The organism is Pseudomonas quebecensis (assembly GCF_026410085.1).
GTDB lineage: Bacteria > Pseudomonadota > Gammaproteobacteria > Pseudomonadales > Pseudomonadaceae > Aquipseudomonas > Aquipseudomonas quebecensis.
Map to the genome: position 1 here is coordinate 3829327 of NZ_CP112866.1, position 25591 is coordinate 3854917.

Genomic DNA, 25591 nt, shown 5'->3' on the forward strand with positions numbered 1-25591 from the left:
CCCACCTTTTCAGCCAGTGTCGAACGTCTATTGAAGTACGATCAGCCGGTTTCGCCGTTGATCATCGGTAGCCTGCTGGAACAACCAGGATCCACATGCATTCAGATAGAACTTCTGCGCTCGCCCCTGCCTCATAAGTAACAAGCCCCTCTTGCGGTCATCCCATGGACCTTGTCATCGCCCGCCCCGAAGGCCTCTATTGCCCCGCCGGGGATTTCTACATTGACCCCTGGCGCCCGGTGGAACGCTCCGTAATCACCCACGCCCATGGCGACCATGCCCGCACCGGCAACACCCACTACCTCGCAGCCGCGCCCGGCGAAGGTATCCTGCGCTCGCGACTGGGGCAGGACATCAACCTGCAGACCTTGCCCTACGGCGAACGTCTGGTGCACCACGGGGTAACCTTGAGTTTCCATCCGGCGGGGCATGTACTCGGTTCGGCCCAGGTGCGCCTCGAATATCAGGGCGAAGTCTGGGTAGCGTCCGGCGACTATAAAGTCGAGCCCGATGGCACCTGCGCGCCCTTCGAGCCGGTGCAGTGCCACACGTTTATTACCGAATCCACCTTCGGCCTGCCGATCTACCGCTGGCAGCCGCAGGCGCAGATCTTTGCGGGAATCAACGAGTGGTGGCGTGGGAATATCGCCAACGGCAAAGCCAGCGTGTTGTTCTGTTATTCCTTCGGCAAAGCCCAGCGCATCCTGCATGGCATCGACGCCAGCATCGGCCCGATCCTCTGCCACGGCGCGGTCGAGCCGTTGAACCGGGTGTATCGCGATGCCGGCATCTATATCCCCGAAACCCTGTACGCCGGCGATTTCAAGAAAAACGACCCGCTGCTGCGCCAGGCGCTGATCATCGCGCCGCCCTCCACCGGCGGCGGCACATGGATACGCCGCTTCGGCGATTACAGCGATGCCTTCGCCAGCGGTTGGATGCGCCTGCGCGGCACCCGACGGCGGCGCGGAGTGGATCGCGGTTTTGTCCTGTCGGACCACGCAGACTGGCCGGGCCTGTTGTGGGCCATCGAGCAAACCGGCGCCGAGCGGGTGATGGTGACCCACGGCTCCGTCGGCGTCCTGGTTCGCCATCTGCGTGAAAAAGGCTTGGATGCCCAGGGCTTCACCACCGAATACGGGGACGACGAAGAAGAGGTCTCGGCATGAAGGCCTTCGCCGAGCTGTACGCCAACCTCGACGCCACCACCTCCAGCAACGCCAAGCTTGCCGCTTTGCAAACCTACTTCCGCCAGGCCCCGCCGGCCGACGCCGCGTGGGCGGTGTATTTCCTCTCCGGTGGGCGGCCACGGCAACTGGTGCCGACCCGCCTGCTGCGTGACATGGCCACCGAGGCGTCGGGCATCGAGCCGTGGCTGTTCGAAGAAAGCTACCAATCGGTGGGCGACCTGGCCGAGACAGTTTCCCTGCTGCTGCCGGAGTCGCCCTACACCTCAGAGGACGGCCTGGCCGTGTGGCTGGAGGAAAAACTGCTGCCCTTACGTGGCCTGCCGCCGGCGGAGCTGGCCGAACGCTTGCCGGCGCTGTGGGCGCAACTGGATCAACCGAGCCTGATGGTGTGTATCAAGCTGATCACCGGCAGCTTCCGTGTGGGGGTGTCCAAACTGCTGGTCACCCGCGCCCTCGCGGCGATGGCCGGGTTGGACAGCAAGCGCGTGGCACAAAGGCTGGTGGGCTACACCGATCTGTCCAATCGCCCTACGCCGCAAGGGTATCTGAAGCTGATCGCCGCCGAATCTTCGGACGAACACGCTCAACGTGGCGGGCAGCCGTATCCGTTTTTTCTGGCCCATGGCCTGGCGCAACCGGTGGAGCAATTCGACACCTTGCTTGGTTCACCCAGCGACTGGCAGGTGGAGTGGAAGTGGGACGGCATTCGCGCGCAAGTGGTCAAGCGCGAGGGCCGCCTGTGGGTCTGGTCCCGAGGCGAAGAGCTGGTGACGGAGCGTTTTCCTGAACTGCACAGCCTGGTGAGCGGCCTGCCCGACGGCACGGTGATCGACGGCGAGATCGTGGTGTGGAAGGACGCAGTGCAACCTTTTGCCCTGCTGCAACAGCGGATCGGTCGCAAGACCCTGAGCAAAAAAGTCCTGGAAGACGCGCCAGTGGCAGTGCTCGCCTATGACCTGCTGGAACACCAGGGTCACGATTGGCGCAACCATCCCCAGGCCGAGCGCCGGGCACAGTTGGAACAGGTGATCGCCCAGTGCAACCAACCCGTGCTGCTGCCTTCGCCGCTGCTGACGGGCGCGACCTGGCAGGATCTGGCGCAGCAGCGCGAGGATTCGCGAAGGCTGGGGGTGGAAGGCATGATGCTCAAGGCACGCGACGGCCTTTACGGCGTGGGCCGCACCAAGGACATGGGCGTGTGGTGGAAATGGAAGGTCGACCCGTTCAGCGTCGACGCGGTGCTGATCTACGCCCAGCGCGGCCACGGGCGGCGCGCCAGCCTTTACAGCGACTACACCTTTGCGGTGTGGGATGGCCCGCCGGGCAGCGAACGCACGCTGGTGCCGTTCGCCAAGGCCTACTCCGGGCTGACCGACGAGGAAATGCGCAAGGTCGATGCCATCGTGCGCAAGACCACCGTGGAAAAATTCGGCCCGGTCAGCAGCGTCACGCCGAGCATGGTGTTCGAGTTGGGGTTTGAGGGCATCGCCCTGTCCAAGCGCCATAAAAGCGGGATTGCGGTACGGTTCCCGCGAATGTTGCGCTGGCGCCAGGATAAAAGTGTGGAAGACGCCGACAACCTCGCGACCTTGCAGGACCTGTTGGCCTGAGACAAATCCCCTAAATGGTGCATTGAAAAATCGGTGCCCATTTTTGGGCATCTCCTACACTCTCGACGCTACCTTCCTACCTTTTAAAACGCTCATTCGGAACTATGGTGCAGAAATTGCTACTTGGGATCCGTCTGACACCGTTCAGTAACAGTCCTAATCGCGCCACAAGCGCTTATCTTGGTTTCAAGGGATTACATAATGAAAAAAGCATTGCTGACCCTTTCTGCACTGGCTCTGTGCATGGCCGCCGGTACCGCGCTGGCCAAGGAATACAAGGAATTGCGTTTTGGTGTCGACCCGTCCTACGCCCCGTTCGAATCCAAGGCGGCCGACGGCAGCCTGGTGGGCTTCGATATCGACTTGGGCAATGCCATCTGCGCCGAGCTGAAGGTCAAGTGCAAGTGGGTCGAAAGCGATTTCGACGGCATGATTCCGGGTCTCAAGGCCAACAAATTCGACGGCGTGATTTCGTCCATGACCGTCACCGATGCCCGCATGAAGGCCATCGACTTCTCCAACGAGCTGTTCTCCGGCCCGACCTCGCTGGTGTTCAAGAAAGGCGCGGGCTACTCCACGCCGGAGTCGCTCAAGGGCAAAACCGTTGGCTACGAGCAAGGCACCATTCAGGAAGCCTACGCCAAGGCCGTACTGGATAAAGCCGGTGTAACCACCAAGGCCTACGCGAACCAGGACCAGGTTTACGCTGACTTGACCTCCGGCCGCCTCGACGCTTCGGTACAAGACATGCTGCAAGCCGAACTGGGCTTTTTGAAGTCGCCGGCCGGCGCCGGCTATGAAGTCAGCGCGGCCATCGACGACCCTTTGCTGCCGTCCAAAACCGCCGTCGGTATCAAAAAAGGTAACACTGAGTTGAAGGCCCTTTTGGATAAAGGTATCAAAGCGTTACACGATGATGGCACCTACGCCACCATTCAGAAGAAACACTTTGGCGATCTGAACCTGTACAGCGGCAAATAATGCCTGGGCGCCCCTGTTTATTCAGGGGCGCTTTTTTATCGCCATAGGTCCCGATTTATGTTCGAAGAACTGTTGCAAACCCTCGGGCTGAGCGCACTCAGCTTGAAGGGTTTCGGCCCGCTGTTGCTGCAAGGCACCTGGATGACCATCAAATTGTCGGTGCTGTCCCTGGCCGTCAGCGTATTGCTGGGGTTGCTCGGCGCCAGCGCCAAACTGTCCAGCCTGCCCTTTCTGCGTATCCCCGCGCAGCTCTACACCACGCTGATCCGCGGCGTACCCGACCTGGTGCTGATGCTGTTGATTTTCTACAGCCTGCAAACCTGGCTCACTGGTCTGACCGACTTGATGGAATGGGAGTACATCGAGATCGACCCATTCAGCGCCGGGGTAATCACCCTGGGCTTTATCTACGGTGCCTACTTCACCGAGACGTTTCGCGGCGCGATTCTCGCCGTACCCCGTGGCCAACTGGAAGCCGCCACCGCCTACGGGCTCAAGCGCGGCCAGCGGTTTCGCTACGTGACTTTCCCGCAGATGATGCGCTTTGCCCTGCCGGGCATCGGCAATAACTGGATGGTGATGCTCAAGGCCACCGCGCTGGTGTCGATCATCGGCCTGGCGGACTTGGTCAAGGCGGCACAGGATGCCGGCAAAAGCACTTATCAGCTGTTCTACTTCCTGGTACTGGCCGCGTTGATCTACCTGTTGATCACCAGTGCCTCCAACTTTGTCCTGCGCCGTCTTGAACGCCGCTACTCCGCTGGCGCCCGGGAGGCCGTGCGATGATCGAACTCCTGCAGGAATACTGGCGCCCGTTTCTGTATAGCGACGGCCAGCACGTCACCGGCCTGGCCATGACCCTGTGGCTGCTCAGCGCCGCACTGGTCATCGGGTTTCTGGTGTCGATCCCGCTGTCCATTGCCCGCGTCTCGCGCAACCCGCTGGTGCGCTGGCCGGTGCAGTTCTACACCTACCTGTTTCGCGGCACGCCGCTCTATATACAGCTGCTGATCTGCTACACCGGCATCTACAGCATTGCCGCCGTGCGCGCGCAACCGGTGCTGGACGCGTTTTTCCGCGATGCGATGAACTGCACCATCCTGGCCTTTGCCCTCAACACCTGCGCCTACACCACGGAGATCTTCGCCGGCGCGATCCGCAGCATGGCCCACGGCGAGGTCGAAGCCGCCAAGGCCTACGGGCTCAGCGGCTGGAAGCTGTATGCCTACGTGATCATGCCCTCGGCGCTGCGCCGGTCGCTGCCGTACTACAGCAACGAAGTGATCCTGATGCTGCACTCGACCACAGTGGCGTTTACCGCGACGATTCCGGACATCCTCAAGGTGGCTCGGGACGCCAACTCGGCCACCTTTATGACCTTTCAGTCATTCGGTATTGCCGCGCTGATCTACCTGACCGTGACCTTCGCCCTGGTCGGCCTGTTTCGCCTGGCGGAGCGGCGTTGGCTGGCGTTTCTCGGCCCCAGCCACTAAGGAGCGTTCATGCGTCATCGGATTCATCAATTGATCGCGCCGGTGCCCGGCACCGCGCGGCAGATCCACAGTTTTCACTTTGGCCCGGAACACAGCCACGGCAAGGTCTACCTCCAGGCGTCGCTGCATGCCGACGAATTGCCGGGCATGCTGGTGGCCTGGCATTTAAAGGCGCGCCTGGCCGAACTGGCCGCCGCCGGGCGCCTGCGCAGCGAAATCGTGTTGGTGCCGGTCGCCAACCCGGCGGGCCTGGAACAGGTGTTGATGGACACCCCGCTGGGCCGCTATGAACTGGAGAGCGGACAGAACTTCAATCGGCTGTTCGTCGACCTCAGTGACGAGGTAGGCAATCAGGTCCAAGCGTTGCTCGGCGACGATCCGCAGCACAACGTGCGAGTGATCCGTGCCGCCCTGGTCAGCACCCTGGCCGGGCAAAGCGCAACGACCCAGTTGCAGTCCCAGCGCCTGGTGCTGCAACGCCTGGCCTGCGACGCCGATCTGGTGCTGGACCTGCACTGCGATTTCGAAGCGGTGGCGCATCTGTACACCACACCTGAAGCCTGGCCCCAGGTCGAAGCGTTGGCGCGCTACCTTGGCTCGGAGGCCAACCTGCTGGCCACGGACTCGGGCGGCCAGTCCTTCGACGAATGCTTCAGCCTGGTGTGGTGGCAGTTGCAGCAGCGCTTCGGCGCGCGGTTTCCGATCCCCTTGGGCAGTTTGTCGGTGACCGTCGAACTGCGCGGCCAGGGCGACGTCAACCATGGCCTGGCGAGCCTCGACAGCCAGGCGATCATCGATTATCTGATCCGCTTCGGCGCCATCGCCGGCGACGCACCGCCCCTGCCCGAGCTGCCCTACCCGGCCACCCCGCTGGCCGGCGTGGAGCCGGTGGCCACGCCGGTGGGCGGCTTGCTGGTGTTTGCCGCCCTACCCGGCGAGTACCTGGAAGCCGGGCAATTGCTCGCTGAAATCATCGACCCCATTACCGACCGCGTAACGCCCGTGCGCTGCCGCACGGCCGGCCTGCTTTACGCCCGTTCGCTGCGCCGCATGGCCACTGCCGGGATGGTCATCGGCCATGTCGCAGGCACCGAAGCCTACCGCAGCGGCTATCTACTTTCGCCTTGAGGATGCACGCCCCATGTACAAATTGACCGTTGAAGGCCTGCATAAAAGCTATGGCGACAATGAGGTGCTCAAAGGTGTTTCGCTCAAGGCCAGGACCGGTGACGTGATCAGCCTGATCGGCGCGAGCGGCTCGGGCAAGAGCACCTTTTTGCGTTGCATCAATTTTCTGGAAACGCCCAACGATGGCGCCATGACCCTCGACGGCCAGCCGATCCGCATGGTCAGCGACCGCCACGGCATGCGCGTGGCCGACGACGCCGAACTGCAACGCTTGCGCACGCGGCTGGCGATGGTGTTCCAGCACTTCAACCTGTGGAGCCACATGAGCGTGCTGGAGAACATCACCATGGCTCCGCGCCGGGTGCTGGGCTGCAGTAAGAAGGACGCCGAAGACCGCGCCCGCCGTTACCTGGACAAGGTCGGCCTGCCGGCTCGCGTGGCCGATCAGTACCCGGCGTTTCTCTCCGGCGGGCAGCAACAGCGCGTCGCCATCGCCCGCGCATTGGCGATGGAGCCGGAGGTGATGCTGTTCGACGAGCCCACCTCGGCCCTCGATCCGGAACTGGTGGGCGAAGTGCTGAAGGTGATCCAGGGCCTGGCGGAGGAAGGCCGCACCATGATCATGGTCACCCACGAAATGAGCTTTGCGCGCAAAGTGTCCAGCCAGGTGCTGTTTCTGCACAAAGGCCTGGTGGAGGAGCAAGGCGCGCCGGAAGACGTGCTGGGCAACCCCAAGAGCGAACGCCTGCAACAGTTCCTGAGCGGTAATTTGAAGTAAACCTTTGTGATGCCTGGGGGGTCTGTGGAATAAGCCCTCCAGAGCGTCAGCCGCCGCATGGCAAAACCCCACGACTTCGCCAGGCAATGGTTCGCCGCCAAAGGCTGGAAACCGTTCGCCTTCCAAAAAGCCGTGTGGACGGCGGTCAAGGAGGGAAATTCCGGCTTGCTGCATGCCAGCACCGGTGCCGGCAAGACTTACGCACTGTGGTTTGCCGCGCTCAATCGCTTCGCCATCACGCGCCCACCGGCCACCGGCAAACGCAAGCCACCGGCCGAGCCGCTGACGGTGTTGTGGATCACGCCGATGCGAGCCCTCGCCGCCGACACCGCGCGCGCCTTGGAAGCGCCGCTGGCGGCGTTGCAAATCCCGTGGAGTGTCGGCCTGCGCACCGGCGACACCAGCAGTGCCGAACGCGCCCGACAAACCCGTCGCCAGCCGACCACACTGGTCACCACCCCGGAAAGCCTGACCCTGATGCTGGCCCGCGCCGACAGCGAAGCCAGCCTGGCCCATGTGCGCATGGTGGTAGTGGATGAATGGCACGAACTGATCGGCAACAAACGCGGGGTGCAGTTGCAACTGGCCCTGGCGCGCTTGCGACGTTGGCAGCCTGAATTGCTGGTGTGGGGGATTTCCGCGACGCTGGGCAATCAATCCCACGCCTTGGAGGTACTGGTCCCACAAGGCGGAGGAATCAATGTGCAGGGGCAAACGGCCAAGGCGCTGCACGTCGATACGCTGTTGCCACCCGTGGCCGAGCGCTTCCCCTGGGCCGGACATATTGGTTTGAAAATGCTGCCGCAGGTGGTGGCCGAGGTGGACACCAGCAGCAGTTGCCTGGTGTTCACCAACACCCGGGCACAGTCGGAAATCTGGTACCAGGCATTGCTCGATGCGCGGCCGGATTGGGCCGGAGTGATAGCCCTTCACCATGGTTCGTTGTCCCGGGAGACGCGCGACTGGGTCGAACGGGCGCTGAAAGACGGGCAACTCAAGGCGGTGGTGTGCACCTCGAGCCTGGACCTGGGGGTGGATTTCCTGCCGGTCGAGCGCGTGCTGCAGATCGGTTCGGCCAAGGGCGTGGCGCGCCTGATGCAGCGCGCCGGGCGCTCCGGCCACGCACCCGGGCGGCCGTCGCGGGTGACGCTGGTGCCGACTCACAGCCTGGAACTGATCGAAGCCGCGGCGGCGCAGGATGCAATTGCCGAGCGACGCATCGAAGCCAGGGAATCTCCTTACAAACCACTGGATGTGCTCGTACAACACTTGGTGAGTATGGCCTTGGGTGGCGGCTTTATGCCCGCATCGTTGCTGGAGGAAGTACGCGGCGCCTGGGCCTATCGCGACCTCACTGACGCCGACTGGGCCTGGGCCCTGGGCTTTGTGCGCCACGGCGGCTTATCACTGACCGCTTACCCGGATTACCGCCGCGTGGAGCCCGACGAGCACGGCATCTGGCGGGTGCCGGATGCACGGTTGGCCAGGCGCCATCGCATGAGCGTGGGCACTATCGTCAGCGATGCGAGCATCCAGCTTAAATTCTGGAGCAAGGGCGGTGGCGGCAAGAACCTGGGCAGTGTGGAAGAAGGCTTTATTGCGCGACTCAAACCGGGGGACGGTTTCCTGTTTGCCGGTCGCTTGTTGGAGCTGGTGCGGGTGGAAAACATGACCGCCTACGTACGCCGCAGTACCGCCAAAAAGGCCGCAGTGCCGCGTTGGAATGGCGGGCGCATGCCCCTTTCCAACGAACTGGCCCAGGCCGTGGTGGAACGCTTCGATGCCGCTGCCCAGGGTCACTTCGACGGCCCGGAGATGCAGGCGGTACAACCACTCCTGCAGACGCAGCTGCGTTGGTCCGGCCTGCCGACCCGCGCGCACTTGCTGGCCGAAGCCCTGAAATCCCGCGAGGGTTGGCACCTGTTCCTTTACCCGTTCGCCGGGCGCCAGGTGCACCTGGGCCTGGCCAGTTTGCTGGCGTGGCGCGTCAGCCAGGGGCAACCCGTCACATTCTCCATCGCGGTCAACGACTATGGCCTGGAATTGCTCAGCGCCACTCCGGTGGATTGGCCCGCGCTGTTGAACGCCCCGCTGCTGAGCCCGGACCGCTTGCTGGAGGACGTCGCCGCCAGCCTGAACGCCGGTGAACTGGCCCTGCGGCGCTTTCGCGAAATCGCGCGCATCGCCGGGCTGGTGTTTGCCGGCTACCCCGGCGCGCCGAAAAGCACCCGGCAAGTGCAGGCCTCCAGCGGCTTGTTCTTTGAAGTGTTCAAGCAGTATGACCCGCACAACCTGTTACTGGCTCAGGCCGGCGAAGAAGTATTGCGCGACGAATTGGACATTCGTCGACTGGAAGCGGCGCTACGGCACCTGTCCACTCTGACACTGGAGCTGCACCTGATTGAACGGCCCACGCCCCTGGCATTTCCGCTGCTGGTTGAGCGCATGCGCGAAAGTATGAGCTCGGAAAAACTCTCGGAGCGCATCGCGCGGATGGTCAAGGATTTGGAAAAAGTCGCGGATAACGGAAAAGCTTGATGTATTGCTCAGTTCAATTGGAAGGCGAAGAGCTATGGCTGCTGGCCCAGAAGGCCATCTACTGGCCCGCGCGCCGGTGCTTGCTGGTCGCCGACGCGCATTTTGGCAAGGCATCGGCCTATCGCAGCCTGGGACAGCCGGTGCCCCAGGGCACCACCACCGACAACCTGGCGCGCCTGGACCGGGTGCTGGAGGCATTCGATTGTGCGCGAGTGGTGTTTCTGGGTGACTTCCTGCACGGCCCAGGCTCCCATGCCAGCGGCACGTTGGGCGCCCTGCGAGCGTGGCGCGAACAGCATCGTGACCTGCCGCTGACGTTGATTCGCGGCAATCACGATAAGCGTGCGGGTGACCCGCCTGGCGACCTCGGGATCGACGTGGTGCCAGAACCGCTGTTGATGGGCCCGTTTGCCTTGCAGCACGAACCCGACGCTCATCCCAGCCACCATGTGCTGGCAGGTCATGTGCATCCGGTGTACCGCTTGCGCGGCAAGGGGCGCCAGAGCCTGCGCCTGCCCTGCTTTCAGCTCGGGCCACGGGTCAGCCTGCTACCGGCGTTCGGGGCGTTTACAGGAGGCTATGCGGTCGAGCCGGACGCCAACCACCGGATTCTGGTGATTGGCGATCAGGAGGTATGGCCTGTCAGGTGATGCAGGCCAACCCTAAAGGCTTCAAGCAACGGGCGCGGGTGGCGGCTCGTCCGGCAGGGTAGGCTCACTGGGCTCGGTGGGCTGCGGGTAATCCGGCTCAGGTTCGCCGGGGATGCCGCCCGCATAGGCAGGATCGGCCATCAGAGACCATGCCAGAACGCCAATCTGATTGGGTTCAAGGCGAGCGAGTTCTGCGCTGATTCGGGGGTCGATCTTCATAAGGTACTCCTCAAGCGTGGCTCGACACGTTTTACACGTGCCGAGGCAGTACACCCAATAGAGTCACTTTCTTCAGACTAATTCCCTTTGCGTGTCGGAGCTTTCGATCAAGCGCGCGGCAGCGTGACGCCGAGCTGGCCCTGATACTTGCCGCCACGGTCCTTGTAGGACACTTCACAGGCCTCGTCGGACTGCAGGAACAGCATCTGCGCCACCCCTTCGTTGGCGTAGATTTTCGCCGGCAACGTGGTGGTGTTGGAGAACTCCAGCGTCACATGGCCTTCCCATTCCGGCTCAAGGGGGGTCACGTTAACGATGATGCCGCAACGGGCGTAAGTGCTTTTGCCGAGGCAGATGGTCAGCACGTCGCGCGGGATACGAAAGAACTCCACGGTGCGCGCCAGCGCGAACGAGTTCGGCGGGATAATGCACACATCGCTCTTGATATCGACGAAGCTTTTTTCATCGAAGTTTTTCGGATCGACGGTTGCCGAATTGATATTGGTGAACACCTTGAATTCATCGGCGCAACGCACGTCGTAGCCGTAGCTGGACACACCGTACGAAATCAGGCGTTCGGCGCCCTCTCCACGCATCTGGCGCTCGACAAAGGGTTCGATCATGCCGTGCTCTTGCGCCATGCGGCGAATCCACTTGTCCGATTTGATGCTCATGGCGGGTGTCCTGAATAGCGAGGTGGAAAAATTCTGTGAGGCATCTTACCGGGGCCGGCGTTGGGGTTCAAAGGGCGTGGGGGTTTTCTTGATGAATGCGCCCTGGACCTGGAGCCGCAGCCAGCGGGGCCGGGAGCCATCGCGTTGCGTGGGGTGTCGGTAAATACCACCGCCAGTCACGAAAATAGAGAAACCTTCGGAAATACCATTGGCACGTTCCGGAAAAAGGGTTAAGGTGGCGCCACTGTGCTGCTTGTGTCACTGAGAATCTCTACACGATATGTTGAATTTCGATCCAACCATCTCCAAGAATTTTTCCTGCTCTTTGCACTCAGTCTCGGCCAGGGCTTTTCCTGAGTCGCAGTTAACTTTGTCCAAGGAGATACACCATGTCTAATCGCCAAACTGGTACCGTTAAGTGGTTCAACGATGAAAAAGGCTTCGGCTTCATCACTCCACAATCCGGTGACGACCTGTTCGTTCACTTCAAAGCTATCCAATCCGACGGCTTCAAAAGCCTGAAAGAAGGCCAACAGGTTTCTTTCATCGCTACCCGCGGTCAGAAAGGCATGCAAGCTGAAGAAGTTCAAGTTATCTAACTTGTACTGACTTAGTCGAAAAGACCCCGCCCTTAAAAGCGGGGTTTTTTTATGCCTGGGATTTGGTATCCAAACCCACTTGATGCTTGAAAAATAAAAATGTGGAAGGGGGCTAGCCCCCGATGGCGGGTCAGCAGTCACATTTGCATTGACTGTCACACCGCTATCGAGGGCAAGCCCCCTCCCACATTCAGGCATTCAAGCAGACGCTATTGAAACAGCGACTCACTCGACAGGCCATTTTTCTCCAGGATCTCACGCAGGCGCTTGAGCCCTTCAACCTGGATCTGCCGCACCCGCTCGCGGGTCAGACCGATCTCCAGGCCTACATCCTCCAAGGTACTGCTCTCATGGCCGCGCAGGCCGAAGCGGCGAATCACCACTTCACGTTGTTTGTCCGTAAGTTCAGACAACCACTGGTCAATGCTTTGGGACAGATCATCGTCCTGCAACAGCTCACAAGGGTCTGTAGGGCGATCATCCGTGAGGGTGTCCAGCAGGGTTTTATCCGAATCCGGACCCAGCGAGACGTCGACCGAAGACACGCGCTCGTTAAGACCAAGCATGCGCTTGACCTCCGCTACTGGTTTTTCCAGCAGGTTGGCGATTTCTTCGGGTGAGGGTTCATGATCGAGTTTTTGTGTCAGCTCACGCGCCGCCCGCAGATAGACGTTGAGCTCCTTGACCACATGGATCGGCAACCGGATCGTGCGGGTCTGATTCATGATCGCCCGTTCGATGGTCTGACGAATCCACCAGGTGGCGTAGGTCGAAAAACGGAAGCCGCGTTCAGGATCGAACTTTTCCACTGCTCGAATCAGGCCAAGATTGCCCTCCTCGATCAGGTCCAACAGGGACAGCCCACGATTGACGTAGCGCCGGGCAATTTTCACTACCAGCCGCAGGTTGCTTTCAATCATGCGCTTGCGCCCAGCCGGATCGCCTTTTTGCGACAAGCGCGCAAAATGGACTTCCTCTTCAGGGGTAAGCAGAGGGGAAAAGCCGATTTCATTGAGGTACAGCTGGGTCGCATCAAGCGCCCGGGTGTAATCAATGTATTTGTGTTGCTTTAACGCGGAGGAGTTCTTGGATTTGGTTCGAACTGAAGGTGTAGCAGGTCCCTCATTCGACATCGATTCCATAGCGATGCTGGTCTCCATAAGGAGAACCTCATCGTCGATGTCAAACTCCGGCGCTTCTTTACTGAGAGCCATTGTTATAGTCCTTTGGTGAGTTCGACCTCAAGCTCAAGCGACGCCTTTATCCTTGGCAACGCTGGAGCCTGTTCCTTCTACGCTAGGAACAGGCTGGCAACACATCAACGACGGGGTAGGAATTGCAATGGATCTACAGGCTTCCCTTGACGGCGAATCTCAAAGTGCAGTTTCACCCGGTCCGTACCAGTTGACCCCATTTCGGCAATTGTCTGTCCGACTTTGACCTGCTGTCCCTCCCGAACCAACAGCCTGCGGTTGTGACCGTAAGCACTGACGTAGGTGTCACTGTGTTTGATGATGACGAGTTCGCCGTAACCCCGTAGACCACTCCCGGCGTACACCACTGTCCCATCAGACGCAGCTAAAACAGGCTGTCCCAAATCCCCGGCGATATCAATGCCTTTATTCAAACTACCGTTTGAAGAGAATTTTCCAATCAACACTCCGTTTGAGGGCCATCCCCAACCGGTCGGCGCAGGCCCCGCAGGTGGCAACGGCGCGGGCGCCGGCTTGTTTGCGGGGGTCGGCACCGCCGTGCCTGCAGGCCGCGTAGTGATGGTGGTTTTGCTGGACGACGAGGCCGAAGATCCAGAGGTTGTCACAACTGTCGTAGGCGCAGAACCGCTACGCCCATCGAAGCGAATGGTCTGGCCTGGATGAATCGTATACGGCACGGGAATATTGTTTCTAGCTGCGAGCGCCTTGTAGTCCCAGCCATAACGGAAGGCAATGGAGAACAACGTATCGCCCTTGCGTACCACGTATTGTCCAGTGGTGACGGTAGGTTTTTGCGGTACCGAGCTGTTGCGGTCAACGACTCGTGCGCCACTGCTTGGCGAGCTGGAGCAGCCGACCAACACGGAACTGAAGACGAGGCCAAGCACCAGTCGCTGAAAACTTGTTTTACTCATACGCTGCGCAAGACCTGTGAGACTCACCCGCCGCTCCCTTTGTGGTGGCTGAACATGGACGCCTGTATCAGGCTGGAAAGATGACGCAAGTATAACTGGGCATTGAAGTTTTACCGGCACGCGTGCGAAACGAATCTTTGAGAGTGCCGAATGTATCCACCCATCATGCTGACTTCATAGACCCCGCCGTAAGACACATCCGCGCCAGCAGAATTCACTGGCCGCGCAAATAGATCAGGCCAGCGGGCCGTTGAGCAACGGCACAAAGCGCACGGCTCCCAGGATATGCCGGGAAAAGCCTTCATCCTCACGAACGATAAGCATCAGTTGCTGCACTTCGCCGGAGCCGACCGGAATGACCAGGCGCCCACCCGGTGCCAATTGGTCGAGCAGGGCCTGCGGCACGTCGGTGGCCACGGCGGTGACGATGATGCCGTTATACGGCGCCAGCGCCGGCCAGCCTTCCCAGCCGTCCCCCCAACGAAACACGACGTTGCGCAGGTTCAGCTCAACCAGGCGCTCCTTGGCGCGGTCCTGCAACACCTTGATGCGCTCCACCGAAAACACCCGTTCCACCAGCTGCGACAGCACCGCCGTCTGGTAACCGGAACCGGTGCCGATTTCCAGCACCTTGTCCAACGGGCCCGCCGCCAACAGCAGCTCGCTCATGCGCGCCACCATGTACGGCTGGGAAATCGTCTGGTTATGCCCGATGGGCAGCGCGGTGTCTTCATAGGCGCGATGGGCCAGGGCCTCATCGACAAACAGGTGCCGCGGCGTGCGCCGGATCACTTCCAGCACTTGGGCGTTGGACAGTCCCTCTTCGTAGAGACGCTGGATCAGCCGCTCGCGGGTACGCTGGGAGGTCATACCGATGCCGCGACGCAATAGATCGTCTTGTTCACGTGCCATCAGCGCAACCCCTCCAGCCAGCCATCGAGACCACTGAAGGCATCACTGAAGGTGCGATCGAGTTGCAATGGTGTAATCGACACATAACCTTGCATTACCGCGTGAAAATCCGTGCCGGGGCCGCCATCTTCGGCGTCGCCGGCGGCCGCGATCCAATAACCCTCCCTGCCACGCGGGTCCACCACCTTCAACGGCGCCGCCGCGCGGGCGCGGTGGCCCAGGCGCGTGAGCTGGATACCACGAATATGGTCCAACGGCAGGTTGGGAACGTTGACGTTCAGCACCGTGCGCGGCGGCAGGTCCAAGGAAGCGTGGGCCTCCACCATCAGGCGCGCAAAATGGGCGGCGGTCGGCAGGTTGTCGAGCTGGCGTGAGGCGAAGGAGAAGGCGAACGAGGTGCGCCCCAGGAAACGCCCTTCCAGGGCAGCGGCCACGGTGCCGGAATACAGCACGTCATCGCCCAGGTTGGCGCCGAGGTTGATGCCCGACACCACCAGATCCGGCTCCTGCTCCAACAGGCTGTTGATCGCCAGGTGTACGCAGTCGGTAGGGGTGCCGTTCACGCTGATAAAGCCATTGGCCAGAACCTGCGGGTGCAGGGGACGGTCGAGCGTCAGCGAACTGCTGGCGCCGCTCCTGTCCTGGTCGGGGGCGACCACTATGCACTCGGCGTAATCCTGCAGCGCGGCATGGAGCGCGGCAAGGCCGGGTGCGGTGGCACCGTCATCGTTTGATATCAGAATACGCATGGGCTGTCCGTCTGCCCCACCGGCACCAGATCAACAAGCTCGCGCACCAAGACAGTGGCGAAGCATCCGGCCGGCAGGACGAATTCCAATTGCAGAATGTCAGGCCGGGGATAATGCCACGTCAACCCGCTAATGGGCAGTCGAAGAATGCGACGTTCCTGGCTCATGCCCGCCTTGACCAGCCAATCGCGCAGGTCGGCCTCACTGGCGGCGACCGCCTGTTCCAGCTCGAAGGTGGCACCCGCGGCAGGTGAATCGCCCTCGCCCCACTGCGGCCCCGTCGGGTGCAGGTCCAGGATCGCCAGGCGCGGATCGCTGCACTCGGCTTCACCGGCCGGAAAAAAACTGCGGCTGTCGGTAAAGGCGAGCAAATCGCCCACCTGGGCGCGCTGCCAGGAGCCGTCGGCGACTCGCGCCGCCAGGACTTTGTTGAACAGGAAACTGCGCGCGGTGGACAACAGCCGCGAGCGCACATTGCGCTGTTCGGGCAAGGCCTTGCGCGCCGCCCAGTCGCGAGCGTCGACGACGTTGCCACCGTTATGCCCAAAGCGCTGGGTACCGAAATAGTTGGGGATGCCGTGCTTGGCGATCTGCTGCAAGCGGGCGTCGATCGCGGCGGTATCCGCGGCCAATTGAGTCAGACGCAAGGTGAAGCCGTTGGCCGAATGCGCGCCGCGCTGCAGCTTGCGTTTATGGCGCGCGGTTTTGAGGATGGTGAGGCTGTCGTTTTGCGCCGCGCTCATGTCCGGGTCGGCCCTGCCCGGCAATTGCACGCTGAACCACTGTCGGGTCAGCGCCTGGCGATCCTTGAGTCCGGCATAGCTGACAGTGCGCAACGGCACGCCAGCCGCCTTGGCTATCCGCCGCGCCGCCTCTTCGGTGTTCAAGCCGCGCTTTTCCACCCACAGCCACAGGTGCTCGCCCTCGCCGGTCAGCGGGATGTCGAGCACTTCGTCCACTTGGAAATCTTCGGCCGTGGCTTTCAGTACCGCGCTGCCCAGCGCTTCGCCATAGGCCCGCGGGCCCAGCAGTTGCAGGTCAGTCATGCGCGCAGCAACAAGGCGACGGAGTGCACCGCGATGCCCTCTTCACGACCGGTGAACCCGAGTTTTTCGGTGGTGGTGGCTTTCACGTTGACTTGTTCCACTTCAATTTGCAGGTCTGCGGCTATCAGTGCACGCATCGATTCGATATGGGGCGCCATTTTCGGTGCCTGGGCGACAATGGTGTTATCGACATTGCCGACCTTCCAGCCTTTGGCATGGATCAGGCCGACCACATGGCGCAGCAGCACGCGGCTGTCGGCGCCCTTGAAAGTGGGGTCGGTGTCTGGGAAGTGCTTGCCGATATCACCCAATGCCGCCGCGCCGAGCAATGCATCGCTCAAGGCATGCAGGACGACATCGCCGTCGGAATGCGCCAGCAATCCGTGGTGGTGCGCAATGCGCACACCGCCCAGGGTAATGAAATCGCCCTCAGCGAAACGGTGCACATCGTAGCCGTGGCCAATACGCATAAAAAAACGCCCCGATTTAATTCAGGGCGTGATTCTACCTACTTTTTTCTCACATTAACCGAGCAAAGCACGTGCGTGATGCCGCAGATGATCTTCGATGAAGCTGGCAATGAAAAAGTAGCTGTGGTCGTAGCCTGGTTGCAGGCGCAGTTCCAGCGGATGGTTGGCCGCCTTCGCGGCCTGGCGCAGCGCTTCAGGCTTGAGCTGCACGGCGAGGAAATCGTCGCGATCGCCTTGATCTACCAGCAATGGAAGTTTGTGCGAGGTTTCGCTGATCAGCACGCAGGCATCCCACTCACGCCATTTGGAACGTTCTTCGCCCAGGTAGCGGGAAAAGGCTTTCTGGCCCCATGGGCAGTCCATGGGGTTGCTGATCGGCGAAAAAGCCGACACTGAAAGGTAACGCTCCGGGTTGCGCAACGCACACACCAATGCGCCATGTCCGCCCATGGAGTGGCCGCTGATGCCGCGCTTATCGGACGCCGGGAAGTGTGCCTCCACCAACGCCGGCAATTCCTGCACCACGTAGTCATGCATCCGATAGTGCTTGGCCCAGGGTTGCTGGGTGGCGTTCAGGTAGAAGCCGGCGCCGAGGCCGAAGTCCCAGGCGTTGTCAGGATCACCCGGCACGCCGGGGCCTCGGGGGCTGGTGTCCGGCGCCACGATGATCAACCCCAGTTCCGCCGCCATGCGCTGGGCACCGGCTTTCTGCATGAAGTTCTCATCGGTGCAGGTCAGGCCGGACAGCCAGTACAGCACCGGCAGCTTGCCGCCCTGCTCCGCTTGCGGCGGCAGGTAGACGGCGAAGGTCATGTCGCAACCGAGCACGTGGGAATTGTGTTTGTAGCGTTTGTGCCAGCCGCCAAAACTCTTCTGGCAGGAGATATTTTCCAGGGTCATGGGAGTGCTCCCAGCTGCAAGTGGCAAGCTTCAAACGGCAAGTAAGGCGTGCACCCACTTGCTGCTGATAGCTTGCCGCTCGCCGCTGCTTCAAAAGTGAATGACGGTACGAATGCTCTTGCCTTCATGCATCAGGTCAAACGCTTTGTTGATATCTTCCAGGCCCATGGTGTGGGTGATGAAGGTATCCAGCGGGATTTCGCCGGTCTGGGCCATTTCCACGTAGCTTGGCAATTCGCTGCGACCGCGTACGCCGCCAAACGCCGAACCGCGCCAGACGCGACCGGTGACCAGTTGGAACGGACGGGTAGCGATTTCCTGGCCGGCCCCGGCTACGCCGATGATCACCGATTCGCCCCAGCCTTTGTGGCAGCACTCAAGCGCGGCTCGCATCAATTGGACATTGCCGATGCACTCGAAGGAAAAATCCACGCCGCCATCCGTCAGGTCGACGATCACGTCCTGGATCGGGCGGTCGTAGTCTTTCGGGTTAATGCAGTCGGTTGCACCCAGTTGCTTGGCGATTTCGAACTTGGCCGGGTTAATGTCGATGGCGATGATACGTCCGGCCTTGGCCTTGACCGCCCCGATCACCGCAGACAGGCCAATGCCCCCCAGGCCGAAGATGGCCACGGTGTCGCCTGGCTTGACCTTGGCGGTGTTGATCACCGCACCGATACCGGTGGTGACGCCGCAACCGAGCAGGCAGACCTTTTCCAACGGTGCTTCTTTAGGAATCTTGGCCACGGAAATTTCCGGGAGCACGGTGTACTCGGAAAACGTCGAGGTGCCCATGTAGTGGAAAATCGGCTGCCCTTTGTAGGAGAAACGCGTAGTGCCATCGGGCATCAAGCCTTTGCCCTGGGTGGCGCGAATGGCCTGGCACAGGTTGGTCTTGCCCGAGCGACAGAATTTGCACTGGCCGCATTCCGGGGTGTACAGCGGGATCACATGGTCACCCACCGCTACTGAAGTCACGCCCTCGCCGATGGCCTCGACCACCGCACCGCCCTCATGGCCAAGGATGGACGGGAAGATGCCTTCCGGATCGGCGCCCGACAGCGTATAGGCGTCGGTATGGCACACGCCGGACGCGACCACGCGCAACAGTACTTCGCCGGCCTTTGGCATGGCGACATCCACTTCTACGATCTCAAGGGGTTTCTTGGCTTCGAAGGCTACGGCAGCGCGGGACTTGATCATCCGGAAATCTCCATCGGGTTGAAAACTGAAGCGATGAGTGTAAAACATGACCGGCTGATTAATAATCCGACCAAAAGCAAAACTTTATTGCTGTACAGGGATAATCGCCATGCAGGACAACCGCTGGGAAGGCATCGATGAGTTCGTCGCGGTCGCCGAATGCAACCAGTTCACCGCCGCCGCCGAACGCCTGGGGGTTTCGTCGTCCCATATCAGCCGGCAAGTTGCGCGCCTGGAAGACCGGCTGCAGACGCGGCTGCTCTACCGAAGCACCCGCAAGGTCACACTGACAGAGGCCGGTCAGACCTTTCTGCAACACTGCCAGCGCCTGCAGGATGGACGCGAAGAAGCCTTGCGCGCGGTGGGCGACCTGACCAGCGAACCCAAGGGCATGTTGCGCATGACCTGTGCCGTGGCTTACGGCGAGCGTTTTATCGTGCCATTGGTGACGCGATTCATGGGGCTTTATCCGCAACTGCGGGTGGATATCGAGCTGAGCAACCGCCAACTGGATCTGGTGCACGAAGGCCTCGATCTGGCGATTCGCCTGGGGCGCCTGCAAGACTCAAGCATGGTCGCCAGCCGCCTCGCGCCTCGGCGAATGTACCTGTGTGCGTCACCGTCCTACCTGGCCCGGTACGGCCGGCCGCATAGCTTGTCGGAATTGAGTCGGCACAATTGCCTGATCGGCAGCTCGGACATCTGGCAACTGGCCCAGGACGGGCGCGAATTTTCCCAACGGGTACAGGGAAACTGGCGCTGCAACAGTGGGCAAGCCGTGTTGGATGCGGCGCTGCAAGGGGTCGGGTTGTGCCAACTGCCGGACTATTACGTGCTGGAGCACTTGCACAGCGGCGCGTTGGTGTCGCTGCTGGAGGCGCATCAACCACCGAATACCGCGGTGTGGGCGCTGTATCCGCAGCAACGACATTTGTCGCCAAAGGTCAGGAAGTTGGTGGATTTTTTGAATGAGGGGTTGGCCGAGCGGCCGGAGTACAGCGGTTGAGTATTGGGTGTCCGGGCGGGCCTCATTGCGGGCAAGCCTAGCTCCCACAGTTGACCGAGTTGCCTGGGGGAGAACGTGATCGAATGTGGGAGCTGGCTTGCCTGCGATGAACTCGACCCGGTGCAACTGACTACCGGCGATTGGCCCAACGCAGCCGCAGCCACTCCAGGTCTTCCGGCCGGGTCACCTTGATATTGTCCGAGCGCCCTTCGATCAAGCGCGGCGCCTGCCCGGACCATTCCATGGCCGAGGCCTCATCGGTGATCAGCGCGTTGGCCACCAGGCTGTCGGCCAACGCGCGGTGCAAGGCTCCGAGGCGGAACATCTGCGGCGTATAGGCTTGCCAGATCAAGCTGCGGTCGACGGTTTCCACCACCCGCCCCTGCTTGTCGACGCGCTTGAGGGTATCGCGAGCCGGCACCGCCAGCAGGCCACCGACCGGATCGTCCGCCAACTCAGCCAGTAACTTATCGAGATCATCACGGCTCAGGTTAGGCCGCGCCGCATCATGCACCAACACCCAATCGTCATCGCTGGCGCCCAGGGCATTGAGGTGCAGCAGTGCATTGAGCACCGAGCCCGAGCGCTGCGAACCACCGTCCGCACGTTGGATACGCGGGTCAGCGGCACATGCCAGGTTGGGCCAATACGGATCATCAACAGCAAGACTGACCACCAGGCCCTTGAGCAGAGGGTGGTCAAGAAAACAGCCCAGGCTGTGTTCAAGAATAGTCCGCCCCCCCAATTGCAAGTACTGCTTGGGACGGTCCGCGGCCATACGGGCACCGACGCCCGCGGCAGGAATCACGGCCCAGAAGGCCGGCAAACGATAGCTCATTGGGCCAACTGGTAGAGGGTTTCACCCTCCTTGACCATGCCCAACTCATGGCGAGCCCGTTCTTCAACGGTCTCCGTGCCCTTTTTCAACTCAAGCACTTCGGCGTCGAGGACGCGGTTGCGCTCCAGCAGGCGTTCGTTTTCGGCGTGCTGGTCGGCAATTTGTTGGGTCAGGTCTTTTACCTGCGCGAAGCTGCCGTTACCTACCCATAGGCGGTACTGCAGGCCAGCCAGCAGCAGGAGCAAGACGAGAAACAACCAATTGGGACTGCGCATCGAATATCGGGTATCCAGTGGAAAAAGACAGCCATGCATCACTTTTGGAGCAACTGATAGCACGAAGCCTGGAAGAACCAGGCTTGTGCTAGATAGTCACCAGATTAACGCCGAAATTCACATTGCCGTGAGTTTTCCGACGCAATCCGCCGACTTTTTACCATGTGACGCTCAGCCGCGAAACTCGCCGCGACCGTTGTACTTGGCTTTGCCGGCCAGTTGCTCTTCGATACGCAGCAATTGGTTGTACTTGGAAACACGGTCGGAACGGCACAGCGAACCGGTCTTGATCTGACCAGCCGAGGTGCCCACGGCCAGGTCGGCAATGGTCGAATCTTCGGTTTCGCCGGAACGGTGCGAGATTACGGCGGTGTAGCCGGCGGCCTTGGCCATCTGGATGGCTTCCAGGGTTTCGGTCAAGGTGCCGATCTGGTTGAACTTGATCAGGATCGAGTTGGCGATCTTTTTATCGATGCCTTCTTTCAAGATCTTGGTGTTGGTCACGAACAGGTCGTCGCCCACCAGTTGGACTTTTTCGCCGATCTTGTCGGTGAGGATTTTCCAGCCGTCCCAGTCGGACTCGTCCAGGCCGTCTTCGATCGAGATGATCGGGTAGCGCTGGGTCAGGCCCTTCAGGTACTCGGCAAAACCTTCGGAGTTGAACACCTGGCCTTCGCCGGACAGGTTGTACTTGCCGTCTTCGTAGAATTCACTGGCCGCGCAGTCCAGCGCCAGGGTCACGTCGGTGCCCAGGGTGTAGCCGGCGTTGGCCACGGCTTCGGAGATAACCTTGAGGGCATCTTCGTTGGAGGCCAGGTTTGGGGCGAAACCACCCTCGTCACCGACCGCGGTGCTCAGGCCACGGGCCTTCAGCACAGCCTTGAGGTGATGGAAAATCTCGGTGCCCATGCGCAGGCCTTCGGAGAAGGTCTTGGCGCCAACCGGCTGCACCATGAATTCCTGGATGTCGACGTTATTATCGGCGTGCTCGCCACCGTTGATGATGTTCATCATCGGCACCGGCATCGAGTAGACACCTGGAGTGCCGTTCAGGTTGGCAATGTGCGCGTACAGCGGCAGGTCCTGATCCTGGGCAGCGGCCTTGGCGGCGGCCAGGGACACGGCGAGGATGGCGTTAGCGCCCAGGCTGCCTTTGTTGTCGGTGCCGTCGAGCTTGATCATCGCGTGATCCAGCGCTTTCTGGTCCAGCGGGTCTTTACCCAGCAGCAGGTCACGGATCGGGCCATTGATGTTGGCTACTGCCTTGAGGACACCCTTGCCCAGGTAACGGCTCTTGTCGCCATCACGCAGTTCCAGCGCTTCGCGCGAACCGGTGGAAGCACCGGACGGCGCGCAGGCGCTGCCGATGATGCCGTTATCGAGAAGCACGTCGGCTTCGACGGTGGGGTTGCCACGGGAGTCGAGAACTTCACGACCTTTGATGTCGACGATTTTTGCCATTGTTGTAAACACTCCAAAGTTGACGAAAACGCTCTATACCGCTCGATTTAACTTGTCGCGCACATTGCAATATTTGGAACAAACTTGCCAGTCATAGTGCCCTCTCAGGGCTCATTGCGAGCAAGCTCGGCTCCTGCACGGAGAAAGCGCAGTTACGCGGTTTCTACCGTCGGAAAACTCTTTACCAGCTCATCCAACTGCTTGAGCTGTGCCAGGAACGGCTCCAATTTGTCCAGGCGCAGGGCGCAAGGACCGTCGCACTTGGCATTGTCGGGGTCCGGGTGGGCTTCCAGGAACAGGCCGGCCAGGGATTGGCTCATGCCCGCCTTGGCCAGGTCGGTGACCTGGGCACGACGCCCGCCGGCGGAGTCCGAGCGACCACCGGGCATTTGCAGCGCGTGGGTCACGTCGAAGAACACCGGGTATTCGAACTGTTTCATGATGCCGAAACCGAGCATGTCCACCACGAGGTTGTTGTAGCCGAAGCTCGAACCGCGCTCGCAGAGAATCAACTGGTCGTTACCCGCCTCCACGCACTTGCTCAGGATGTGCTTCATTTCCTGAGGCGCGAGGAACTGGGCTTTCTTGATATTGATCACAGCGCCGGTCTTGGCCATCGCAACGACCAGGTCGGTCTGGCGCGACAGGAAGGCCGGCAACTGGATGATGTCGCACACCTCGGCGACCACGGCAGCCTGTTCAGGCTCGTGGACATCGGTGATGATCGGCACGCCGAAGGCTTGCTTGATGTCCTGGAAGATCCGCATGCCTTCTTCAAGGCCCGGGCCGCGATAGGAGGTTACGGACGAACGGTTGGCCTTGTCGAAGCTGGCCTTGAACACATAAGGAATACCCAGTTTCTGGGTAACCCGCACGTATTCTTCACAGACCTGCATCGCCATGTCACGGCTTTCCAGCACGTTCATGCCGCCGAACAGCACCATGGGCTTGTCGTTGGCAATCTCGATGTCGCCTACGCGAATGATCTTCTGGGCCATCAGGTTTACGCCTTTTTCTGATGTTGCGTCAGTGCAGCTTTGACGAAACCGCTGAACAGTGGGTGACCATCACGTGGAGTCGAGGTGAACTCAGGGTGGAACTGGCAGGCCACAAACCACGGATGATCCGGCGCCTCGACCACTTCAACCAGCGCGCCATCACCGGAGCGACCGGAAATTTTCAGGCCGGCTTCTTTGATCTGCGGCAGCAGGTTGTTGTTCACTTCATAGCGATGGCGGTGACGCTCGACGATCACGTCCTTACCGTAGCAATCGTGAACCAGCGAGCCCGGCTCCAGCAGGCAATCCTGCGCGCCCAGGCGCATGGTGCCACCCAGATCGGAGGCTTCGGTACGCACTTCGACCGCACCGGTGGCGTCTTCCCACTCGGTGATCAGGCCCACGACCGGGTGACCGCTCTTGCTGTCGAACTCGGTGGAGTTGGCGTCTTTCCAGCCCAGCACGTTACGGGCGAACTCGATAACGGCCACTTGCATGCCCAGGCAGATACCCAGGTACGGCACTTTGTTTTCACGGGCGTACTGCACGGCGGTGATCTTGCCTTCCACGCCACGCAGGCCGAAACCGCCAGGCACGAGGATCGCATCCACGCCTTCGAGCAGCGCGGTGCCCTGGTTCTCGATGTCTTCGGAATCGATATAGCGCAGGTTGACCTTGGTGCGGTTGCTGATACCGGCGTGGCTCATCGCTTCGATCAGCGACTTGTACGCGTCCAGCAATTCCATGTACTTGCCGACCATGGCGATGGTGACTTCGTGCTCGGGGTTGAGCTTGGCGTCGACCACCGCTTCCCACTCGGACAGGTCCGCGCCGTTGCACTGCAGGCCGAAACGCTCGACCACAAAATCGTCCAGGCCCTGCGAATGCAGGATGCCCGGGATCTTGTAGATGGTGTCGGCGTCTTCCAGGGCAATCACCGCACGTTCTTCAACGTTAGTGAACTGCGCGATCTTGCGACGCGAGGAAATATCGATCGGGTGATCGGAGCGGCATACCAGCACGTCCGGCTGCAGGCCGATGGAACGCAGTTCCTTGACCGAGTGCTGGGTTGGCTTGGTTTTGGTTTCGCCGGCAGTGGCGATGTACGGTACCAAGGTCAGGTGCATCAGCATCGCGCGCTTGGCGCCGACTTCGAAACGCAGCTGGCGGATGGCTTCGAGGAACGGTTGGGACTCGATGTCACCCACGGTACCGCCGATCTCGACCATCGCCACGTCGGCATCGCCCGCACCCTTGATGATGCGGCGCTTGATTTCGTCGGTGATGTGCGGGATCACCTGGATGGTTGCACCCAGGTAGTCACCACGGCGCTCTTTGCGCAGCACGTGCTCGTAGACACGGCCAGTGGTGAAGTTGTTGTTCTGGGTCATGGTCGTGCGGATGAACCGCTCGTAGTGGCCCAGGTCCAGGTCGGTCTCGGCGCCGTCGTGTGTGACGAACACTTCACCGTGCTGGAACGGGCTCATGGTGCCCGGGTCGACGTTGATGTACGGGTCCAGCTTGAGCATGGTGACTTTAAGCCCCCGCGCCTCCAGGATGGCCGCCAATGAAGCGGAGGCAATGCCTTTCCCCAATGAAGAAACAACACCGCCCGTGACGAATATGTAGCGCGTCATGAAAAACCCTAGAAGTCTGCGTTAAAGCGGTCCGAGCCGCCGGGGAAAGCGAAGAGAGGCCGAAGCCCCCGATCACCTGCATTAATCACAGTGCACCTTTCAAAAAAA

At 60.9% G+C, this 25591-nt stretch carries 26 protein-coding genes; 11 read left to right on the forward strand and 15 right to left on the reverse strand.

What is annotated here, in order from left to right:
* Positions 1–164: 164 nt before the first annotated feature.
* The 9 genes from OSC50_RS17845 (at position 165) to pdeM (ending at position 10368) form a co-directional block, all read left to right on the forward strand.
* Entirely contained in the window at positions 165–1169 is a 1005-nt protein-coding gene (locus OSC50_RS17845) for a ligase-associated DNA damage response exonuclease (protein WP_253510975.1), read from the forward strand.
* A complete protein-coding gene (locus OSC50_RS17850; RefSeq protein ID WP_253510971.1) occupies positions 1166–2800 on the forward strand; it encodes an ATP-dependent DNA ligase in 1635 nt (544 codons plus the stop codon). Before OSC50_RS17845 ends, OSC50_RS17850 begins: the two co-directional genes overlap by 4 nt.
* A gap of 201 nt (positions 2801–3001) precedes the next feature.
* Positions 3002–3781 carry a transporter substrate-binding domain-containing protein gene (locus tag OSC50_RS17855; protein ID WP_181079334.1) on the forward strand — a complete coding sequence of 260 codons (780 nt, stop codon included), beginning with the start codon at positions 3002–3004 and terminating at the stop codon, positions 3779–3781.
* 57 nt (positions 3782–3838) lie between these two features.
* Positions 3839–4567 carry an ABC transporter permease gene (locus OSC50_RS17860; RefSeq protein ID WP_181079331.1) on the forward strand — a complete coding sequence of 243 codons (729 nt, stop codon included), beginning with the start codon at positions 3839–3841 and terminating at the stop codon, positions 4565–4567.
* Positions 4564–5274, forward strand: coding sequence for an ABC transporter permease (locus tag OSC50_RS17865; protein WP_181079329.1), 711 nt, complete (start codon positions 4564–4566; stop codon positions 5272–5274). Before OSC50_RS17860 ends, OSC50_RS17865 begins: the two co-directional genes overlap by 4 nt.
* A gap of 9 nt (positions 5275–5283) precedes the next feature.
* Positions 5284–6402, forward strand: a complete 1119-nt coding sequence (locus OSC50_RS17870; RefSeq protein ID WP_253510965.1) for a succinylglutamate desuccinylase/aspartoacylase family protein — start codon at positions 5284–5286, stop codon at positions 6400–6402.
* Positions 6403–6415: 13 nt separating this feature from the next.
* Positions 6416–7180, forward strand: a complete 765-nt coding sequence (locus OSC50_RS17875) for an ABC transporter ATP-binding protein (RefSeq protein ID WP_016973168.1) — start codon at positions 6416–6418, stop codon at positions 7178–7180.
* Positions 7181–7237: 57 nt separating this feature from the next.
* Positions 7238–9718, forward strand: a complete 2481-nt coding sequence (locus tag OSC50_RS17880) for a ligase-associated DNA damage response DEXH box helicase (protein WP_266248283.1) — start codon at positions 7238–7240, stop codon at positions 9716–9718.
* A complete protein-coding gene (gene pdeM / locus OSC50_RS17885; RefSeq protein ID WP_266248281.1) occupies positions 9718–10368 on the forward strand; it encodes a ligase-associated DNA damage response endonuclease PdeM in 651 nt (216 codons plus the stop codon). The genes OSC50_RS17880 and pdeM overlap by 1 nt, the downstream gene beginning before the upstream one ends.
* A gap of 21 nt (positions 10369–10389) precedes the next feature.
* Here pdeM and OSC50_RS17890 read toward each other — a convergent pair whose 3' ends face one another.
* Positions 10390–10587, reverse strand: coding sequence for a hypothetical protein (locus OSC50_RS17890; RefSeq protein ID WP_266248279.1), 198 nt, complete (start codon positions 10585–10587; stop codon positions 10390–10392).
* 107 nt (positions 10588–10694) lie between these two features.
* On the reverse strand, positions 10695–11261 hold the full coding sequence (dcd, locus tag OSC50_RS17895) for a dCTP deaminase (protein WP_034096266.1): 567 nt from the start codon (positions 11259–11261) through the stop codon (positions 10695–10697).
* A 389-nt stretch (positions 11262–11650) separates the two neighbouring features.
* Between dcd and OSC50_RS17900 the strand changes: the two genes are divergently transcribed.
* Entirely contained in the window at positions 11651–11860 is a 210-nt protein-coding gene (locus tag OSC50_RS17900; RefSeq protein ID WP_002554837.1) for a cold-shock protein, read from the forward strand.
* A gap of 209 nt (positions 11861–12069) precedes the next feature.
* Here the strand turns inward: OSC50_RS17900 and rpoS are convergent, their stop codons facing one another.
* The 8 genes from rpoS to OSC50_RS17940 all read right to left on the reverse strand — a co-directional run bounded on the left by rpoS (position 12070) and on the right by OSC50_RS17940 (position 19268).
* The gene (rpoS, locus tag OSC50_RS17905) at positions 12070–13074 is read right to left on the reverse strand and encodes an RNA polymerase sigma factor RpoS (protein WP_181079314.1); all 1005 of its coding nucleotides are present in this window, start codon (positions 13072–13074) and stop codon (positions 12070–12072) included.
* A gap of 104 nt (positions 13075–13178) precedes the next feature.
* Positions 13179–14015, reverse strand: coding sequence for a peptidoglycan DD-metalloendopeptidase family protein (locus tag OSC50_RS17910; protein WP_181079312.1), 837 nt, complete (start codon positions 14013–14015; stop codon positions 13179–13181).
* Positions 14016–14222: 207 nt separating this feature from the next.
* Positions 14223–14858, reverse strand: a complete 636-nt coding sequence (locus tag OSC50_RS17915; protein ID WP_181079416.1) for a protein-L-isoaspartate(D-aspartate) O-methyltransferase — start codon at positions 14856–14858, stop codon at positions 14223–14225.
* Positions 14859–14899: 41 nt separating this feature from the next.
* Positions 14900–15649 carry a 5'/3'-nucleotidase SurE gene (surE, locus tag OSC50_RS17920; protein WP_181079309.1) on the reverse strand — a complete coding sequence of 250 codons (750 nt, stop codon included), beginning with the start codon at positions 15647–15649 and terminating at the stop codon, positions 14900–14902.
* Entirely contained in the window at positions 15637–16695 is a 1059-nt protein-coding gene (truD, locus tag OSC50_RS17925) for a tRNA pseudouridine(13) synthase TruD (protein ID WP_266248275.1), read from the reverse strand. The genes surE and truD overlap by 13 nt, the downstream gene beginning before the upstream one ends.
* Complete coding sequence (gene ispF, locus OSC50_RS17930; protein ID WP_253510949.1) at positions 16692–17165, reverse strand: 2-C-methyl-D-erythritol 2,4-cyclodiphosphate synthase; 474 nt, start codon at positions 17163–17165, stop codon at positions 16692–16694. The genes truD and ispF overlap by 4 nt, the downstream gene beginning before the upstream one ends.
* Before the next feature lie 54 nt (positions 17166–17219).
* Entirely contained in the window at positions 17220–18065 is an 846-nt protein-coding gene (fghA, locus tag OSC50_RS17935; RefSeq protein WP_253510945.1) for an S-formylglutathione hydrolase, read from the reverse strand.
* A gap of 90 nt (positions 18066–18155) precedes the next feature.
* Entirely contained in the window at positions 18156–19268 is a 1113-nt protein-coding gene (locus tag OSC50_RS17940; RefSeq protein ID WP_181079301.1) for an S-(hydroxymethyl)glutathione dehydrogenase/class III alcohol dehydrogenase, read from the reverse strand.
* A gap of 109 nt (positions 19269–19377) precedes the next feature.
* Here OSC50_RS17940 and OSC50_RS17945 point away from each other — a divergent pair, with 109 nt between their 5' ends.
* Complete coding sequence (locus OSC50_RS17945; protein WP_266248272.1) at positions 19378–20274, forward strand: LysR substrate-binding domain-containing protein; 897 nt, start codon at positions 19378–19380, stop codon at positions 20272–20274.
* 130 nt (positions 20275–20404) lie between these two features.
* Here the strand turns inward: OSC50_RS17945 and ispD are convergent, their stop codons facing one another.
* From ispD to pyrG, 5 genes are all read right to left on the reverse strand, one after another.
* Positions 20405–21112, reverse strand: coding sequence for a 2-C-methyl-D-erythritol 4-phosphate cytidylyltransferase (gene ispD, locus OSC50_RS17950; protein WP_253510942.1), 708 nt, complete (start codon positions 21110–21112; stop codon positions 20405–20407).
* Complete coding sequence (gene ftsB / locus OSC50_RS17955) at positions 21109–21387, reverse strand: cell division protein FtsB (protein WP_003172294.1); 279 nt, start codon at positions 21385–21387, stop codon at positions 21109–21111. The genes ispD and ftsB overlap by 4 nt, the downstream gene beginning before the upstream one ends.
* A gap of 171 nt (positions 21388–21558) precedes the next feature.
* Positions 21559–22848: a phosphopyruvate hydratase gene (eno, locus tag OSC50_RS17960; protein WP_181079292.1), complete on the reverse strand. Its 1290-nt coding sequence runs from the start codon at positions 22846–22848 to the stop codon at positions 21559–21561.
* Between the two features lie 152 nt (positions 22849–23000).
* Positions 23001–23846, reverse strand: coding sequence for a 3-deoxy-8-phosphooctulonate synthase (kdsA, locus tag OSC50_RS17965; protein WP_003189190.1), 846 nt, complete (start codon positions 23844–23846; stop codon positions 23001–23003).
* Between the two features lie 5 nt (positions 23847–23851).
* A complete protein-coding gene (pyrG, locus tag OSC50_RS17970) occupies positions 23852–25483 on the reverse strand; it encodes a CTP synthase (protein ID WP_071488807.1) in 1632 nt (543 codons plus the stop codon).
* Positions 25484–25591: the final 108 nt, after the last annotated feature.

Coding starts and splice junctions, on each gene's coding strand:
- OSC50_RS17845 (WP_253510975.1), top strand. CDS start 165: ATGGACCTTGTCATCGCCCGCCCCGAAGGCCTCTATTGCCCCGCCGGG.
- OSC50_RS17850 (WP_253510971.1), top strand. CDS start 1,166: ATGAAGGCCTTCGCCGAGCTGTACGCCAACCTCGACGCCACCACCTCC.
- OSC50_RS17855 (WP_181079334.1), top strand. CDS start 3,002: ATGAAAAAAGCATTGCTGACCCTTTCTGCACTGGCTCTGTGCATGGCC.
- OSC50_RS17860 (WP_181079331.1), top strand. CDS start 3,839: ATGTTCGAAGAACTGTTGCAAACCCTCGGGCTGAGCGCACTCAGCTTG.
- OSC50_RS17865 (WP_181079329.1), top strand. CDS start 4,564: ATGATCGAACTCCTGCAGGAATACTGGCGCCCGTTTCTGTATAGCGAC.
- OSC50_RS17870 (WP_253510965.1), top strand. CDS start 5,284: ATGCGTCATCGGATTCATCAATTGATCGCGCCGGTGCCCGGCACCGCG.
- OSC50_RS17875 (WP_016973168.1), top strand. CDS start 6,416: ATGTACAAATTGACCGTTGAAGGCCTGCATAAAAGCTATGGCGACAAT.
- OSC50_RS17880 (WP_266248283.1), top strand. CDS start 7,238: ATGGCAAAACCCCACGACTTCGCCAGGCAATGGTTCGCCGCCAAAGGC.
- pdeM (WP_266248281.1), top strand. CDS start 9,718: ATGTATTGCTCAGTTCAATTGGAAGGCGAAGAGCTATGGCTGCTGGCC.
- OSC50_RS17890 (WP_266248279.1), bottom strand. CDS start 10,587: ATGAAGATCGACCCCCGAATCAGCGCAGAACTCGCTCGCCTTGAACCC.
- dcd (WP_034096266.1), bottom strand. CDS start 11,261: ATGAGCATCAAATCGGACAAGTGGATTCGCCGCATGGCGCAAGAGCAC.
- OSC50_RS17900 (WP_002554837.1), top strand. CDS start 11,651: ATGTCTAATCGCCAAACTGGTACCGTTAAGTGGTTCAACGATGAAAAA.
- rpoS (WP_181079314.1), bottom strand. CDS start 13,074: ATGGCTCTCAGTAAAGAAGCGCCGGAGTTTGACATCGACGATGAGGTT.
- OSC50_RS17915 (WP_181079416.1), bottom strand. CDS start 14,858: ATGACCTCCCAGCGTACCCGCGAGCGGCTGATCCAGCGTCTCTACGAA.
- surE (WP_181079309.1), bottom strand. CDS start 15,649: ATGCGTATTCTGATATCAAACGATGACGGTGCCACCGCACCCGGCCTT.
- truD (WP_266248275.1), bottom strand. CDS start 16,695: ATGACTGACCTGCAACTGCTGGGCCCGCGGGCCTATGGCGAAGCGCTG.
- ispF (WP_253510949.1), bottom strand. CDS start 17,165: ATGCGTATTGGCCACGGCTACGATGTGCACCGTTTCGCTGAGGGCGAT.
- fghA (WP_253510945.1), bottom strand. CDS start 18,065: ATGACCCTGGAAAATATCTCCTGCCAGAAGAGTTTTGGCGGCTGGCAC.
- OSC50_RS17940 (WP_181079301.1), bottom strand. CDS start 19,268: ATGATCAAGTCCCGCGCTGCCGTAGCCTTCGAAGCCAAGAAACCCCTT.
- OSC50_RS17945 (WP_266248272.1), top strand. CDS start 19,378: ATGCAGGACAACCGCTGGGAAGGCATCGATGAGTTCGTCGCGGTCGCC.
- ispD (WP_253510942.1), bottom strand. CDS start 21,112: ATGAGCTATCGTTTGCCGGCCTTCTGGGCCGTGATTCCTGCCGCGGGC.
- ftsB (WP_003172294.1), bottom strand. CDS start 21,387: ATGCGCAGTCCCAATTGGTTGTTTCTCGTCTTGCTCCTGCTGCTGGCT.
- eno (WP_181079292.1), bottom strand. CDS start 22,848: ATGGCAAAAATCGTCGACATCAAAGGTCGTGAAGTTCTCGACTCCCGT.
- kdsA (WP_003189190.1), bottom strand. CDS start 23,846: ATGGCCCAGAAGATCATTCGCGTAGGCGACATCGAGATTGCCAACGAC.
- pyrG (WP_071488807.1), bottom strand. CDS start 25,483: ATGACGCGCTACATATTCGTCACGGGCGGTGTTGTTTCTTCATTGGGG.